The organism is Xanthomonas sp. NCPPB 3442 (genome assembly GCF_056725145.1).
On record NZ_CM161514.1, the window covers coordinates 3,693,800 to 3,709,246 of the forward strand.

14 protein-coding genes are annotated in these 15,447 nt (G+C 65.3%); 9 read left to right on the forward strand and 5 right to left on the reverse strand.

Annotated features, from left to right (window positions below; translation table 11 throughout):
* Nucleotides 1-13 precede the first annotated feature (13 nt).
* The 3 genes from AC1POX_RS15955 to AC1POX_RS15965 all read right to left on the reverse strand — a co-directional run bounded on the left by AC1POX_RS15955 (nt 14) and on the right by AC1POX_RS15965 (nt 3,368).
* The gene (locus tag AC1POX_RS15955; protein WP_218540611.1) at nt 14-1,180 is read right to left on the reverse strand and encodes a polyketide cyclase; all 1,167 of its coding nucleotides are present in this window, start codon (nt 1,178-1,180) and stop codon (nt 14-16) included.
* Nucleotides 1,181-1,530: 350 nt separating this feature from the next.
* Complete coding sequence (locus AC1POX_RS15960; protein WP_008574699.1) at nt 1,531-2,172, reverse strand: response regulator; 642 nt, start codon at nt 2,170-2,172, stop codon at nt 1,531-1,533.
* On the reverse strand, nt 2,172-3,368 hold the full coding sequence (locus AC1POX_RS15965) for a sensor histidine kinase (RefSeq protein ID WP_008574698.1): 1,197 nt from the start codon (nt 3,366-3,368) through the stop codon (nt 2,172-2,174). The genes AC1POX_RS15960 and AC1POX_RS15965 overlap by 1 nt, the downstream gene beginning before the upstream one ends.
* Nucleotides 3,369-3,604: 236 nt before the next feature.
* Between AC1POX_RS15965 and AC1POX_RS15970 the strand changes: the two genes are divergently transcribed.
* The 5 genes from AC1POX_RS15970 (at nt 3,605) to AC1POX_RS15990 (ending at nt 6,619) form a co-directional block, all read left to right on the forward strand.
* Nucleotides 3,605-4,204 (forward strand): GNAT family N-acetyltransferase, encoded by a 600-nt coding sequence (locus AC1POX_RS15970; RefSeq protein WP_008574695.1) that lies wholly within the window; start codon nt 3,605-3,607, stop codon nt 4,202-4,204.
* A 3-nt stretch (nt 4,205-4,207) separates the two neighbouring features.
* Nucleotides 4,208-4,954, forward strand: coding sequence for a septum site-determining protein MinC (gene minC, locus AC1POX_RS15975; RefSeq protein ID WP_011346732.1), 747 nt, complete (start codon nt 4,208-4,210; stop codon nt 4,952-4,954).
* Between the two features lie 35 nt (nt 4,955-4,989).
* A complete protein-coding gene (minD, locus tag AC1POX_RS15980; RefSeq protein WP_005930297.1) occupies nt 4,990-5,799 on the forward strand; it encodes a septum site-determining protein MinD in 810 nt (269 codons plus the stop codon).
* A 2-nt stretch (nt 5,800-5,801) separates the two neighbouring features.
* Nucleotides 5,802-6,059 (forward strand): cell division topological specificity factor MinE, encoded by a 258-nt coding sequence (gene minE, locus AC1POX_RS15985; RefSeq protein ID WP_003484370.1) that lies wholly within the window; start codon nt 5,802-5,804, stop codon nt 6,057-6,059.
* A 68-nt stretch (nt 6,060-6,127) separates the two neighbouring features.
* Nucleotides 6,128-6,619 (forward strand): hypothetical protein, encoded by a 492-nt coding sequence (locus AC1POX_RS15990; RefSeq protein ID WP_372356375.1) that lies wholly within the window; start codon nt 6,128-6,130, stop codon nt 6,617-6,619.
* Between the two features lie 170 nt (nt 6,620-6,789).
* Here the strand turns inward: AC1POX_RS15990 and AC1POX_RS15995 are convergent, their stop codons facing one another.
* Together AC1POX_RS15995 and AC1POX_RS16000 are read right to left on the reverse strand one after the other, a co-directional pair.
* A complete protein-coding gene (locus AC1POX_RS15995; protein ID WP_029818902.1) occupies nt 6,790-8,106 on the reverse strand; it encodes a sensor histidine kinase in 1,317 nt (438 codons plus the stop codon).
* Nucleotides 8,072-8,788 (reverse strand): response regulator transcription factor, encoded by a 717-nt coding sequence (locus tag AC1POX_RS16000; protein WP_003484375.1) that lies wholly within the window; start codon nt 8,786-8,788, stop codon nt 8,072-8,074. The genes AC1POX_RS15995 and AC1POX_RS16000 overlap by 35 nt, the downstream gene beginning before the upstream one ends.
* Before the next feature lie 216 nt (nt 8,789-9,004).
* Here AC1POX_RS16000 and AC1POX_RS16005 point away from each other — a divergent pair, with 216 nt between their 5' ends.
* From AC1POX_RS16005 to AC1POX_RS16020, 4 genes are all read left to right on the forward strand, one after another.
* Nucleotides 9,005-10,738 (forward strand): ArnT family glycosyltransferase, encoded by a 1,734-nt coding sequence (locus AC1POX_RS16005; RefSeq protein ID WP_136733002.1) that lies wholly within the window; start codon nt 9,005-9,007, stop codon nt 10,736-10,738.
* 99 nt (nt 10,739-10,837) lie between these two features.
* The gene (locus AC1POX_RS16010) at nt 10,838-11,602 is read left to right on the forward strand and encodes a phosphatase PAP2 family protein (RefSeq protein ID WP_029818899.1); all 765 of its coding nucleotides are present in this window, start codon (nt 10,838-10,840) and stop codon (nt 11,600-11,602) included.
* A complete protein-coding gene (locus AC1POX_RS16015) occupies nt 11,599-13,266 on the forward strand; it encodes a phosphoethanolamine transferase (RefSeq protein ID WP_014089619.1) in 1,668 nt (555 codons plus the stop codon). The genes AC1POX_RS16010 and AC1POX_RS16015 overlap by 4 nt, the downstream gene beginning before the upstream one ends.
* Nucleotides 13,267-13,380: 114 nt before the next feature.
* The gene (locus tag AC1POX_RS16020) at nt 13,381-15,399 is read left to right on the forward strand and encodes a M2 family metallopeptidase (protein ID WP_372156916.1); all 2,019 of its coding nucleotides are present in this window, start codon (nt 13,381-13,383) and stop codon (nt 15,397-15,399) included.
* Nucleotides 15,400-15,447 lie beyond the last annotated feature (48 nt).

Consider the following 15,447-nt stretch of genomic DNA (forward strand, 5'->3'; position numbering starts at 1 on the left):
CGTGGTGAGACGATTACTTGATGGCCCAGTAGACGTCGTAGGTGCCGTCCTGGGTGAACGACTTGTCCACGCCACCCTTCCACGCTTCGTACGGACGATCGGTCACGTCCATGCCGCTGGTGGCAGCCCAGGCGCGCAGCGAGTTACGCACTGCGTCCAGACCGGCCATGTGGCCTGCGTAGGTCGCAAAGGCCGAACGGTGCGCCGGAACCCGCTGGTACTTCACCGGTGCTTCGGACGGAATATTGAGCTTCAACTCGTCGCCCGTTGCAGCCACCGGGGTTGCATCGGCGGGTGCCGCGGCAGCCGCGTCGTCCTTCTTGGCGTCGGCCTTGGCGTCGGCCTTCGGAGCACCACCAGCGCGCTTGCGCACCGGCTGCACCACGTCGAAGGCGTACTTGTCCGAAGCGAAGTCGGTGGTCACGATGCGCACCGGACCAACCGCCTCAAGGCCGTTGGAATCCATCACGCGCTTGATCCACTCCTGGTTGTCCTTGATCGACTTCTTGATCGTCTCGTTGTCACGATCGATGTTGCCCGCGGTGACGACCAACAGGTCCTCGGCCGGCACATCGACGATCTTGAGGTCGCTCAACACCGGCTTGCCGTCAAGCTCGGCGCGGTAGTCGAAGTTCGGCACGGTGGCCAGCGCAGTCGCCAGACGCGACAGACCCAGCTTCAGGTCGTCGCCCACGTGGCGGCTGACGTACAGGCCGGCATAGCGACCAAACAGGTTCCAGCCGTACTTGACGCTGTAATCCTGGGTGATCTTGACGTTCTTGTTGTTCTTGCCGGTCGGCACCAGGGTGAAATTGGTGACCTTGTCGTAGCCCTTGGTGGGATCTTCGATTGCGATCTCAACACGCTCGTTCTTGACGCTGTTGGTGATCTCCCAGCTGCCGTTGCCGATATAGCCCTCGGTGGAGCTGTATTCGACGCGTGCACCCTTGCCCTCTTCCGGGCCGGCCAGCTTCAGCTGGATCTTCGGGTCACGCAGCACAAGCGGGTTCCAATCCTTGAAACGACGGAAGCTGTTCACGGTGTCGTAAACAATCGTCATCCTGCGGTTGGTCTCAACACTCTCGGACATCTGCCGCTCCGAGGGCAACACCAAGCCCACCACGACAAACAAGCCAGCCACGATCCCCAAGGCGATCAGGAACTCGATAATACGGGTCATTCAGGAGGTCTCCGGGGCCGATCCCACGGCCGGGTTGAGTGAAGCGAAGCCACCATCCTAGCAGGCTTCGAGAAAGATGTTCAGTTGTGCGACGGGTAGCGCGGTCTTGCGGTGTCATTCACCGCGCAACGCAGCGCGTGGGGGATGCGCAATCCCAACCTGCACAAGGGTTTGGGCGATTGCGCGCCGCTATCATGCACATCACGTGCTGCGTGCGTGTGATGTTGCAGTGGCCGGGCGGCACCGGTCCGCCCATTTCGCAGTCCGACCGGCGCCGCAGCGTCCTGAATGCGAGTCCGGTGCCTGCTGCAGGCCGGCTTGGCGTCGAGCTCGCCGGCGCAGGGCCGAGCTCACACCAGCTGCAGTTCGAATGCTTTCAGCACCGCGCGGGTGCGGTCGCGTACGCCGAGCTTGGAAAGGATGTTGGAGACGTGATTCTTGATGGTGCCTTCTGCCACGCCCAGCGAGTTGGCGATTTCCTTGTTGGAAAACCCGCTCGCCATCAGCCGCAGGATCTCGGTTTCGCGGTCGGTGAGCGGATCGGGGCGGTCCAGGCTGACGAACTCGTTACGCATGTGCTCCAGACCCGACAGCAGGCGCTGGGTCACCGCCGGCTGCACCAGCGAGCCGCCTTCGGCGACGGTGCGGATGGCGCCAACCAGTTGTTCCAGCGAGACGTCCTTGAGCAGATAGCCCTTGGCGCCGGCCTTGAGCCCGGCCAGCACCAATTGGTCGTCGTCGAAGGTGGTCAGGATGATCGTCGGCGGCAGGGTGCCGTTGCGCGAGAGCATCTGCAGCGCTTCCAGCCCGGACATCACCGGCATGCGCATGTCCATCAGCACCACGTCCGGCTGGATCTGCGGAATCTGCTCCACTGCCTGCTTGCCGTCGGAGGCCTCGGCCACCACCTCGATGCCGTCGTCCAGCGCCAACAGCGAGCGGATCCCCTGGCGCACCAGGGTTTGATCGTCGACCAGGCACACACGGATCATCACAACACTCCTTGGGTCACGGCCGCAGGCATCAGTGCCGGCGCGCCTGGAACAGCGATGCGCAGGCCAAAGCCCTCACCCCGCCGGGTTTGAATTTCGAGCTTCCCACCATACTGGTTCAGCCGCTCACGCATGCCGCGCAGCCCGTTGCCGGGCGCGACCGCATCGGCGCCGTGGCCGTCGTCGCGGGCGTCGATCAGCACCGTATCGGCATCGCGGCGCACCTGGATCCACAGGTTGCGCGCGCCGGCATGGCGCACCGCATTGGTGATGATTTCCTGGGTACAGCGCAGCAGCACGTGGGCGCGCTCGGGGTCGTCCAGGGTCAGCGGCTGGGCGATGTCCAGGTGGATATCCAGCGACGGCACCTGGGTGACCAGCGGGCGCAGCGCCGCTTCCAGGTCGATCGCGCCGCTGTCGCGCAGGTGGCTGACCGCCTCGCGCACATCGGTGAGCAACAATTTGGCCAGCGTGTGCGCCTGGCGCACGTGCTCCTGGGCCTGGCCCTCGGTGATGTGGCCGGCCACTTCCAGGTTGAGGCTGAGCGCGGTGAGGTGGTGGCCGAGCAGGTCGTGCAGCTCGCGCGAGATGCGGGTGCGCTCGTTGATGCGCGCACTCTCGGCCAGCAACGCGCGGGTGGCGCGCAGTTCGGCGTTGAGCCGGCGCTGCTCTTCGCGCGCATCGGTCTGCTGGCGGGCCACCAGGCTGGTGACGAAGATGAACATCGAAAAGCCGCCGTACAACAGCGACTGCATCAGCGCCGCGAACAGGGTGAAGTCCGGGCGCAGGTAGTAGAACACCGGCAGCACCGCCAGCTGGCTCAGCACCAGCCATAGCACGCCCACGCGCAGCGGCAGCAGCCACGGGATCACCCCGGCCGCCACCATCATCAGGATGCTGCCGAGCCCGGTTCCGCTCAGATAGCTCACTGCCAGCGCGCAGATGGTGAGCAGCAACAGGATCAACCGGTCGTACCAGTGCGCGTGGCCGCCGCTGTTCAAGCCGCGGGTCAACCAGAAGTAGCTGGCGCCGAAGCCGATGAAGAATGCCGACATCATCACCGCCTCGGCCACGCTGCGGTGGTCGCCCTCTTCGGCCGGCGGCCAGTAGGTGTACACCAAGGGCATGACGATCATCGCCCAGGTGAACAGGCCGGCAAAGCGCAGGACGCGCGTGTGACTGAGGTATCCCAACATGCCCGCATCTTAGGCGTAAGCGACCGCGCTGCCCTCTTGCCGGAAGTCATGCATGCCGGCAGGTGCACGGGTGGCGGATGTCGGACCCGCACAGCGCCTGTGCCGACGCGCCGTTGCACGCCGGCACCTGCCGCGCGCCGGCCGATCGCATGCGCTGGGTCGCCGCTTCAGGCCCCGCATGTAATAATCCGACGCAGATCCGATTTCGGGTCGACGCGTTACCCCACGGAGTCCCAATGTCGATCGTCATCCGCGACGTGCGCGAGCACGAGCTCGATTCCGTCCTGGCCCTGAACAACAATGCCGGACTGGCGATCCTGCCGCTGGATTCAACCAGGCTGCAACGTTTCTACGAGCAGGCCGAGTATTTCCGCGTCGCCGAGCGCGACGGCAACCTGGCCGGGTTTCTGGTCGGTTTCGGAAGCGGCAGTGCGCACGACAGCAGCAATTTCGCTTGGTTCCGGGACCGTCACCCGGAATTCTTCTATATCGACCGCATCGTGGTCGCCAGCCGCCGCCGCGGCGGTGGCGTCGGGCGGGCGTTCTATGCCGATGTGCAGAGCTATACCGAGCTGCGTTACCCGCAGCTGGCGTGCGAGGTGTTCCTGGACCATGGCGCAGATGCGGCCTTGCTGTTCCATGGCAGCTTCGGCTTCCGCGAGGTTGGCCAGAACACCATGCCCGATGTGGAAGTGCGCGCCAGCATGCTGATGAAAGACATGTGCAGCTATCGGTGGGTCAAGGAGACCTATGGCGGCAAGTTGCCCGACCACTTGCCGTGGGTGGGCCGGCCGCGTCATGCCGCCACCACCGCTAGCCCATCGACGGGGAGCTGAGTTGTGGCAAGTGTGAATGTGGATTTTGAACAGGCCGGCGAACTGAAGATCGGCCAGGTGGGCATCGCCAACCTGCGTGTGCGGACGCTGGATGTGCCGCGGCTGGTGCAGGAAATGCGCGAGCGCGTGAGCCGCGCGCCCAAGTTGTTCGGCCGTGCGGCGGTGATCCTGGATTTCGGCGGGCTGTCGCAGGTGCCGGACCTGGCTACGGCCAAGGCGCTGCTGGACGGCCTGCGCGATGCCGGCGTGCTGCCGGTGGCGCTGGCCTACGGCACCAGCGAGATCGACCTGCTGTCCCAGCAGTTGGGCGTGCCGCTGCTGGCCAAATTTCGCGCGCAGTACGAGCCGACCGCGGTCAGTCCGCCACCGCCACCGCCGCCGCCCGCACGTGCCGAGCCGGCACCGCCGGCCGCGCGACCGGCGCCGGGCCGGATGCAGCGCACCGCGGTGCGTTCGGGTCAGCAGCTGTACGCGGAGAACTGCGACCTGACCGTACTCAGTACGGTCGGTGCCGGGGCCGAGGTCATCGCCGACGGAAGCATCCATATCTACGGTACCCTGCGTGGCCGCGCTCTGGCCGGCGCGCAGGGCAATCCCGACGCGCGCATCTTCTGCCGCGACTTCCACGCCGAACTGGTTGCCATCGCTGGCCACTACAAGGTGCTGGACGATGTTCCCATGGACCTGCGTGGCAAGGCCGTCCAGGTCTGGCTGGAGCAGGATCAGATCAAGATCGCTGCGCTTGATTGACGCGGCCCAACCACAGAAATATTCGGAGAAATCCTTTGGCTGAAATCATCGTAGTCACCTCCGGCAAGGGCGGCGTCGGCAAGACCACCACCAGCGCAAGCCTGGCTTGCGGGCTGGCCAAACGCGGCAAGAAGGTGGCGGTCATCGACTTCGACGTCGGCTTGCGCAACCTGGACCTGATCATGGGCTGCGAGCGGCGCGTGGTGTACGACTTCGTCAATGTCGTGCACGGCGAAGCCACGCTCAAGCAGTCGCTGATCAAGGACAAGCGGTTCGAGAACCTGTACGTCCTGGCCGCCTCGCAGACCCGCGACAAGGACGCGCTGACCCAGGAAGGCGTGGAAAAGGTGCTCAAGGACCTGGCCGCCGACGGCTTCGACTACATCGTCTGCGATTCGCCGGCCGGCATCGAAAAAGGCGCGTTCTTGGCGATGTATTTCGCCGACCGCGCGGTGGTGGTGGTCAATCCGGAAGTCTCTTCGGTGCGCGACTCGGACCGCATCATCGGCCTGCTCGATTCCAAGACCCGCAAGGCCGAAGAAGGCAAGGCCGTGCCGGCGTTCCTGCTGCTGACCCGCTACAGCCCGGGCCGCGTGGAAGGCGGCGAGATGCTCAGCATCACCGACGTGGAAGAAGTGCTGGGCCTGAAGGCGATCGGCGTGATTCCCGAATCCGGCGACGTGCTCAACGCCTCCAACAAGGGCGAGCCGGTGATCCTGGATGCCGAGTCCCCGGCCGGCCAGGCGTATGACGACGCAGTCGCCCGCATCATGGGCGAGGAGCGCCCGATGCGATTCACATCCGTGGAGAAGAAAGGCTTCTTCAGCAAGCTGTTCGGAGGGTAAGCATGGGCCTGCTCGATTTTCTCAAGAGCAAGAAAAACACCGCCGAGACGGCCAAGAACCGCCTGCAGATCATCATTGCGCAGGAGCGCAACCACCGCGGCGGGCCGGATTACCTGCCGCTGATGCAGCGCGAACTGCTGGAAGTGATCAAGAAGTACGTCAACATCGATGCCGATGCGGTGCGCGTGGATCTGGTCAAGGACGGCGAACACGACGTGCTGGACATCTCGGTCGCCCTGCCGGAAGACGGCGACAAGTAAGCGCCGACAACGGCACCGCGTTCGCACGGTGCCGTTGTTGCATGTGACCCGACCGCGAGCCATTGCGCGTGACCACCGCCCCCACTGCCACACCCACCGCTACCGATGTCCTGTGCGTGGCCGATATCGGCCTGGACGCACCTGCCGCCCTGCTCGCGCGCTATGGCTTGCGCCTGCATCGCGTGGACAGTGGTGCAGCGATTCCAGGCAGTTTCTGGGGCGAACCGGAAGCCGGCATCATCGGCTGCGACGTTTACGTGCGCGACGACACACCGGTGCATTCGCTCCTGCACGAAGCCGGACATCTGATCGTGCTGCCTGCGGAAAAACGCGCCGCCGTGCATACCGACGCCACCGATTCGGTGGAGGAAGAAGACGCCACCTGTTACCTGCAGATCCTGCTGGCCGAGCAACTGCCCGGCGTGGGCAGCGCGCGCCTGATGGCGGACATGGACAGCTGGGGCTATACGTATCGGCTGGGCTCCACCCGTGCCTGGTTCGAGCAGGACGCGGAGAACGCGCGCAGCTGGCTGGACGCACGCGGCCTGTTGCCTGCCTGAGCTTGCGCGGCGCGTTCAAGTGGCTGCCCAACCGCAGCGAGCAGTGGTCAGCAGCGACGGGCATCAGGGCGGTGCGGCGTTCGCAGCAGCCACGGCGAACGTGTGGCACCTGCAGTACCGAGTAGCGGACGCACCGTCTGGCCTGAGCGCAGTCGGTCGAATGATCGGCCTCAGGATCCCGTTGCCGTGGCGCCGGAGAGATCCAGCGTGGCCACCGTGCCCTGCCCTGCATTGGAATCCAGCTGCAGATGCCAGCCCAGGTGCTCGCACAACCGTCCGATCAGCTCCAGCCCGATGCCACTCCCCTGGCGTGCGTTGCCGCGCGCCAGGCGCGTATAGATGGCGCTGATCTCTTCGGGCGTCATGCCATGGCCGGGGTCGGCAATGCGGACCACGCCGGGCGCCGACAGCGAGATGCGAATGATGCCGCGGTCGCTGTTTTCGATGGCGTTGCGCAGCAGGTTGCCGATGGCCGTCTGCACGATGGCGACCGGGGCGACCAGGCTGCACGGCGGCAACGGGTCCACGACCAGTTGCAGATCCTTGTCGGCGCACAGGTGCGTGTGGTCGGCCACGATGTCCGGCAGCAACTGATCCAGCCGCAACGCATCGCTGCTGCGCACCAGCCGGCCGGGGTCCTTGGCCAGCACCAGCAGCAAGGTGATCAACTGCTCGACCGAGGCGCTGGTCTGGGCAATGCGCTGCAGCTGGTGGCGTACCGCCGGCGGCGTGCCGGGTTGCTCCAGCGCCAGCTCCACCGCATTGCCGATCACCGCGATGGGCGTGCGCAATTCGTGGCTGGCGCTGTCGATGAAGGCCCGCTCTCGGTCGACGAACTGGCTGTTGCGTTCCAGATAATCGTTGAGCGCATCGGCAATCACGTACAGTTCGGCGCTGCCCTGTGGCCCGACCGCAATCTGCTGCGCACGCTGCCCTGGACGCAACGCCCCGATGTCGCGCGCAAGTTCCACCAAAGGGCGCACCAGCCGGGCCATCGCATACGTGCCCATCAGCAAGGTGATGCCGATCAGCGCGATGCCAGCGGCCAGCATCCAGCGGGTCAGGAACTTTTCCAGCGCTTCGAAATCGGTGATGTCCAGCACCAGGGCCAGGCGGCCGGCATGCGCGGTGTCGCGCACCATCACGGCACTCTGGCGGCCGGCGATCTCCAGACCGTCGTGCAGGCCGGGATGCAGAGTGCGCAAGACCGGAGGCGTGCGCGCGACATCGTCGACGCGGTACAGCCGCAAGGTGTCCGAGTCCTGCCAGTGATACTCCGGATTCTGCACGCTGCGCTCGAGAATGCTGTCCAGTTCGGAATTGAGCAGCGAGCGCCACACGCCGTGTTCGGCGCGTTCGTGCAGGTACTGCGCGGTACCGAACACCGCCAGGGTCATCAGCAGCGTGTAGCCGAACAACCACACCAGCACGCGGCGACCCAACGGGCGCTGTTTAGACATCGCTGCAGTCGCCAGCGCCAGGTGCATCGGCCGCATCCAGCTGCGCCAGCCGGTAGCCGAGCCGCGGCAAGGTATGGATCAGTTTTTGCGCGAACGGGCCGTCCACGCTGCGACGCAACTCATAGATATGCGAGCGCAGCATGTCGCCGTCGGGCGGATCGTCGCCCCACAACGATTGCTCCAGGCGTTGCCGCGTCACCGCGGCCGGGCTGGCCTGCATGAGCACCTCCAGCAACTTGCGGCAGGCCGGATACAGATGCAGCACCTGGCCGGCGCGCGTCGCTTCCAGCGTGGCCAGGTCCAGGCGCAGGTCGGCCACTTGCAGCAGTTTGCCGCGGCGACGGCCGTGCGCACGCGCCAGCAAGGCTTCGATGCGCACCTCCAGCTCGGGCAGTGCGAAGGGTTTGGTCAGGTAGTCGTCGGCGCCGGCGCGGAAGCCGGCGATCTTGTCCGGCAGTTCGTCGCGTGCGGTGAGCATGATCACCGGCAATTCGGACTGGTGCTGCTCGCGCAGCCGACGCAGCACTTCCGGTCCATCCATGCGCGGCATCATCCAGTCCAGGATCAATGCGTCGTAATGCTGGGTGGTCGCCAGATGCAGGCCGGTGACGCCATCGGGCGCGGCGTCCAGGGTATGCCCGCGCGCTTCGAAATAGTCGAACAGGTTGGCAACCATATTGCGGTTGTCTTCAATGACCAGCAGCCGCATGAGCGGGGTTCCAGGACGGCCCGGCAGGCACAGTGTGCGCATCCTAACCGAGGCCGGCCAAACGCGACCGCTATCGCCGGTACGGCCTTCCAACCGGTTGCGCTTCGGCAGCCGCGCATGGCGATGCCTGCGCTGCGATGCGCGATCACGCAGGCTCGGCTCCGACAAATTTCCGACCCACTTGCCAGATAGTGTCTGCCCGCATTTACTCAGGGCGTGCGCGTGTCGCCTGCCATCGCTGCCTCCTTATCCCGCCAGCGTGCACTGCTGGCCGCGCTGCTGTTGATCGTCGTCAGCTTGCTGGCCGGGCTGGGCATGCGCCAACCCAATCCGCCGGACGAGCCGCGCTTCGTGCTGGCCGCGCGCACCATGGTCGAGACCGGCCAGTGGCTGCTGCCGCACCGTGGCAGCGAGTTGTATGCAGAAAAACCGCCGGTCTTCATGTGGCTGCAGGCGGCCACCTACGAACTGGTACCGCACTGGCCGGTGGCCTTCGTGCTGCCGTCGCTGCTGGCCGCGCTGGCCACGTTGTGGCTGACCTGGGATATCGCGCGCCGGCTCTGGACGCGGCGCGTGGCGGCCCACGCGGTGCTGGCCTTGTTCACGGTGCTGCAGTTCGGCCTGATGGCCAAGCGTGCGCAGATCGATATGGTGCTGGTGGCGCTGACCACACTGTCGTTGTGGGGACTGCTGCGGCACCTGCTGCGCGGGCCGGACTGGCGCGCCTGGACGCTGGGCCTGTTTGCTGCCGGCGTCGGCACGGTGACCAAGGGCGTCGGTTTTCTGCCGCTGCTGCTGTTGCTGCCGTGGATGGCGCTGCGGCGTACGCATTGGCGCGTATTGCCGGCGCGCGCGCTGGCAGGACGCAGCTGGGCACTGGTGCTGCCGGCGTTCGTGGCCGGTACGGCGGTGTGGCTGGGGCCGCTGGGCATCGCGCTGTGGCACAGCGACGACCCGCAGCTGCATGCCTATGCGCACGAGCTGTTGTTCAAGCAGACCGGCACGCGCTACGCGCACGCCTGGCATCACGTCAAACCGTTCTGGTACTACCTGCAGGTGATCGCCACCTTGTGGCTGCCCGGATGCCTGTTGTTGCCGTGGCTGCTGCCGGCCTGGTGGCGGCGACTGCGCCGCGGCGACCCGCGCTATGTGCTGCTGCTGGCCTGGAGCGTGCTGGTGCTGCTGTTCTTCAGCGCCAGCCCGGGCAAACGCGAGGTCTATATCTTCCCGATGCTGCCGGCACTGTGCATTGCCGCGGCGCCGTTGCTGGCGGGGTTGTTGCGCCGGCGCGGCGTGCGGGCGCTGCTGACCGGGTATGTGCTGCTGCTTGCCGTCGCCGGCCTGGCGCTGGGCGGCGGCATTGCGTTGCATCTGCACTGGGCCGAGAACACCGCAGTCAAGCGCGGCATGGAGCTTGCCTCGCTGCAGCCGGTGGGTTTCTGGTTGATCGGCCTGGGCGTGGTCGGCCTGGCGGCGAGTGCATGGTCGCGCGGTAAACGCGCGGGCACCGCGTTGGTGGTGATGACCGCCGCGCTGTGGACGGTGTTCGGCCTGGGGTTGATGCCGGCGCTGGATCCTTATAGTTCGTCCTCACGTCTGATGCAGCGCGTGGGCCAGCGCATCGGCCCGGACGCGCAGCTGGGCATGCTGGCCTGGCGCGAGCAGAACCTGCTGCAGGCCGATCGCCCGGTGACCGATTTCGGCTTCAAGGCGAGCTGGCAGGACCAATGGGCCAAGGCCGGCCCGTGGCTTGCGCAAGCGCCGCACACTCGCTGGCTGTTCGTGCTCAAGCAGGCGGTGCCGGCATGTATCGATCCGGCGCAACGCATCGATATCGGCGAGTCCAATCGCAATCAATGGCAGTTGCTGCCCGGCACGGCGTGGCATGCCGGTTGCATCACCGCTGCGTCCGACGCCGAACAAACCGGTAGCGAAGGCGATGCAGACTGAACGCTTGGTGTCGGGTTAACGGCCGGGCAACCCCGGTCCGACCGCTTTCCGACATCCGGGTTTCGAAGATGTCGGGCATTGACACAGGCCGCCATCTCGATGACAACGCTTCCCATCCGTGCGCCGACCGTGGCGCATACCGCCAGCGGCGTGGAGACGCACTTCCTCGTACGCCATCTGTGGCTGCCCCTGGCCTGCGTCCTGTTGGCGAGCGCGCTGCTGATGGGCGCCGGTGGCGACCAATGGATCGCCGATGCGCTGTATCGGTTGGAAGGCGGCCACTGGTTACTCAAGGACCACTGGTTCACCAGCGGCGTGATCCACCGCGTGGGTAAATGGTTGAGCACGGCAGCCGGAGTCGGCGTGCTGGTGCTGGCCATCGTTGCGTGGTGCAGGCCGCGCCTGAAGGTGTTGCGCTGGCCGCTGACCTACCTGGCCGCTTCCGTCGCGCTGTCGACCTCGCTGGTGTCGCTGCTCAAGTCGTGGACGGCGATGGATTGCCCATGGGATCTGAGCCGCTATGGCGGTACGCAAGCGATGATCGGGCTATTCGAATCGCGCCACGGCATCGCCGCGTCCGGGTGTTTTCCTGCCGGCCATGCCAGTGCCGGTTATGCGTGGGTGGCACTGTATTTTTGTGCGCTGGCGCTCCGTCCTGCATGGCGGTTTGCAGGTTTGTTCATAGGCTTGGCAGCAGGTCTCATTTTCGGTGTTGCGCAACAATTGCGCGGCGCGCATTTTCTCTCGCATGACCTGTGGTCGCTGGCGGTTTGCTGGGTGAGCGCACTGGCGCTGTACTGCGTGATGCTGCAACGGCCGCGTCGCGCGCTTGGATTGGTGTTGCTCTCGGGGGATGCAGCATGAGTACCTGGTTGCCGGAACCGCGCAGGCGTGGTGGCCTGCGCGCGCTGACGTGGAGTACGCGGCCGACGGTGTCGACCGAAGCGTTGGTGCTGCTGTCGAGCCTGTTTTTTGCGTTGGTGTGCAATCAGTTGTTCTGGCGCACGGCCATGGCCACGCATCCGGGCAGCATCGGGTTTGCGATCTCGTTGATGGCGCTGTTGGTGGCTGTGCATGCGCTGCTCCTGGGCATCCTGGTCTGGCGCTGGAATGCAAAGCCGCTGCTGACGCTCTTGCTGTTCACCACCGCGCTGGCCGCGCACTACATGGACAGCTACAACGTCTATCTGGATGCGGACATGCTGCGCAACGTGCTGCATACCGATCACAAGGAATCGCGCGAGTTGCTCACGCCGGGCCTAATCCTGCCGCTGGTGTGCTACTTCCTGATTCCGACCGCATTGCTGTGGCGCACACGTTTGCGCGCACGCAGTGCGGGCAAGGCGGTGCTGGTGCGATCGGGCTTCCTGCTGGTGGTCGCAGTGGTGGGCGCTGCTGGCGCCATGCTCTCGTCGCAGGATATTTCCGCACTGATGCGCAATCACCGCGAAGTGCGTTATTTGGCCACGCCGATCAATTACATCGTGGCATTGCGGCAAAACCTCAAATCCGAATCGCCGATCAAGCGTGCTCCCAAACAGCCGATCGAACACGACGCCATGGCCACGCCGCGCGCGCCGGGCAGCCGCCCGCGCTTGTTGCTGGTGGTGCTGGGGGAAACCGCACGCGCGCAGAACTGGGGACTCAACGGCTATGCCAGACAGACCACGCCGGAGCTGGCACAGGCAGGGGTGATCAACTTCCCCGACATGCATTCGTGCGGGACCAGCACCGAAGTCTCGGTGCCCTGCATGTTCTCGCCCTACGGGCGTCGCGACTACAACGAAGACATGATTCGTGGCCATCAGTCGTTCCTGCATGTGCTGGAACATGCCGGCATTTCGACGCTGTGGCGCGACAATCAGTCCGGCTGCAAGGGCGTGTGCGACGGGTTGGAGATCCAGAAGCTGGACGATGCCACCACACCGGGCCTGTGCGCCGATGGCCGCTGCATGGACGAGATCCTGTTGAGCGACCTGGCTGCGCAGGTGCGCGCAAAGCCTGGCGACCGCGTGGTGGTGCTGCACCAACTGGGCAGCCATGGCCCGAGCTACTTCGAACGGTACCCGGCGCAGTTCGAACGCTTCAAGCCGGTGTGCAAGACCGCGGATCTGGGCAGCTGCGGCCGCCAGGACATCGTCAACGCCTACGATAATTCGATCCTGTACACCGACCATTTCCTCAATCAGGCCATCCACGCGCTGCGTGGCCTGCCGGACTACGACACGGCGATGATCTATCTCTCCGATCACGGCGAATCGCTTGGCGAAAAAGGCCTGTACCTGCATGGCGTTCCGTATGCCATCGCGCCCAAGGAGCAGACCCATGTGCCGATGGTGATGTGGTTCTCGCCGGAGTTCGCGCGCGATCGCGGCCTGGATGAAGCCTGCCTGCGCCACCGTGCAGGGCAATATACCGATCAGGATGCGCTGTTCCCGTCCGTGCTTGGGTTGATGCAGGTCAAGACCAGCGTCTATGCGCCCGAGCGCGACCTGTTCGCCAAGTGCACCGGCACCACGCTGCGCTGATCGCCAACGCCTGCGTCTGCCCGCGCCGCACATCGCATGCGTGGCGTGCGTTGCCCCTTGCCCTGAACCCCGGCGCGCTCTAGCCTTCGCCGGACTTCACTGCAAGGACCACCCGTGAATCCTCGTTTGCTGTTGCTGGCGTTGGCTGTGGCTGCCGGCACCCTGAGCTTGTCGGCCTGCCGCCGGGATGCGGCACCACCGGACACACCTGTGGCGAGCAAGACCGCGCTGGCCGAAAGCGCCGACCAGTTCGTTGCGCGCATCAGCGCCGAATACAAGGCGGCCTATCCGGAAATCACTGCGGCGCAGTGGCTGTCGTCGACCTACATCAACGGCGATTCGCAGTTGCTGGCGGCCAAGGCCAACGAACGCTCGCTGGCGCAGCTGGACCGGTGGATCGAACAATCCAAGCAGTACGCCGGCACACCGATGTCGGCCGACAGTGCGCGTGCGCTGCAATTGCTGAAATTGATGAGTGCCCTGCCCGCACCGCGCGACCCGGCCAAGCTGGCCGAACTCACCCGCATCGCCGCCAAGATGGAAGGCGATTACGGCGCGGGCAGCTACTGCGTGGGCGAAGGCGAGCAGCGCCGCTGCCGCCAGCTCGGCGAGTTGGAGCAAGTGCTGGCCAGCAGCCGCGACTACAACGAACAACTCGACGCCTGGCAGGGCTGGCACAGCACTGCGCAGCCCATGCGCAAGGACTACCAACGCTTCGTCGAACTGGCCAACGAGGGCGCACGCGGGCTGGGTTTCGCCGACGTCGGGGTGCTATGGCGCAGCGGCTACGACATGCCGCCGGCGCAACTGGCCAGCGAAACCGACCGTCTGTGGGAACAGGTCAAACCGTTGTATGCGCAGTTGCAGTGCTATGCGCGCGGCAAACTCGATACGCAATACGGCAAGGACAAGGGCGAGGTCGCCGGCGGCCTGTTGCCGGCACACCTGATGGGCAATATGTGGCAGCAGGACTGGAGCAACCTGTGGGATCTGCTGCAGCCCTACCCTGGCGCCGGTGATCTGGACATCACCTCCGCGCTGGAAAAGCAGTACCAAGGCAACCTCAGCGCAGTGCTGGCGCGCAACACCGGCGGCGATGGTGGCGCGGCCGCACGCTTCAACGCCGAACGCGAGGCGCAGCTGCGTACCGCCAAGCAGATGACCGAACGCGCGCAGGATTTCTACACATCGCTGGGCATGCCCAAGCTGCCGGACACGTATTGGCAGCGCTCGCAGTTCATCAAGCCGCTGGACCGCGATGTGGTGTGCCACGCCAGCGCCTGGGACATGAACATGGGCGGCGAGCCGAACCAGAACATCGGCGCGGACGTGCGCACCAAGATGTGCATCAAGCCGACCGAAGAAGACTTCACCACCATCTACCACGAACTGGGCCACATCTATTACGACCTGGCTTATAACCCGTTGCCGCCGCTGTTTCAGAACGGCGCCAACGATGGCTTCCACGAAGCGATCGGCGACACCATCGTGCTGGCGATGACGCCCAAGTACCTGCAGTCGATCGGCATGGTGGGCGAGCAACAGACCGGCCGCGAGTCGTTGATCAATTCGCAGATGCGCATGGCCCTGAGCAAGGTGGCGTTCCTGCCGTTCGGTTTGATGATCGACCGCTGGCGCTGGGGCGTGTTCGACGGCTCCATCACGCCCGAGCATTACAACCAGGCCTGGTGGGAACTGAAAGCCAAGTACCAGGGCGTGGCGCCGGTCGGCGCGCGCGGCGAAGAATTCTTCGACCCTGGCGCCAAGTACCACGTGCCGGGCAACACGCCGTACACGCGCTATTTCCTGGCGCATATCCTGCAATTCCAATTCTACAAAGGCCTGTGCCAGGCCGCCGGCCATCAGGGGCCGCTGTACGAATGCAGCTTCTACGGCAACAAGGACGCCGGGCAGAAGTTCTGGTCGATGCTGCAGCGTGGTTCCAGCCAACCCTGGCAGACCACACTCAAGGAACTCACCGGCAACGACAGACTCGATGCGGGCCCGATGCTGGAATACTTCGCGCCGATGAGCGAATGGCTCAAGCAGCAGAATCAAGGGCAGATGTGCGGGTGGCAGGCAACGGCCGCCACTCCGGCAACCACGACGACTGCGCCTGCGACGGCGCGCTGATGACGCATGGCAAGGGAAAGCGTCGACCACTGGCCAACCGTCGCTTCG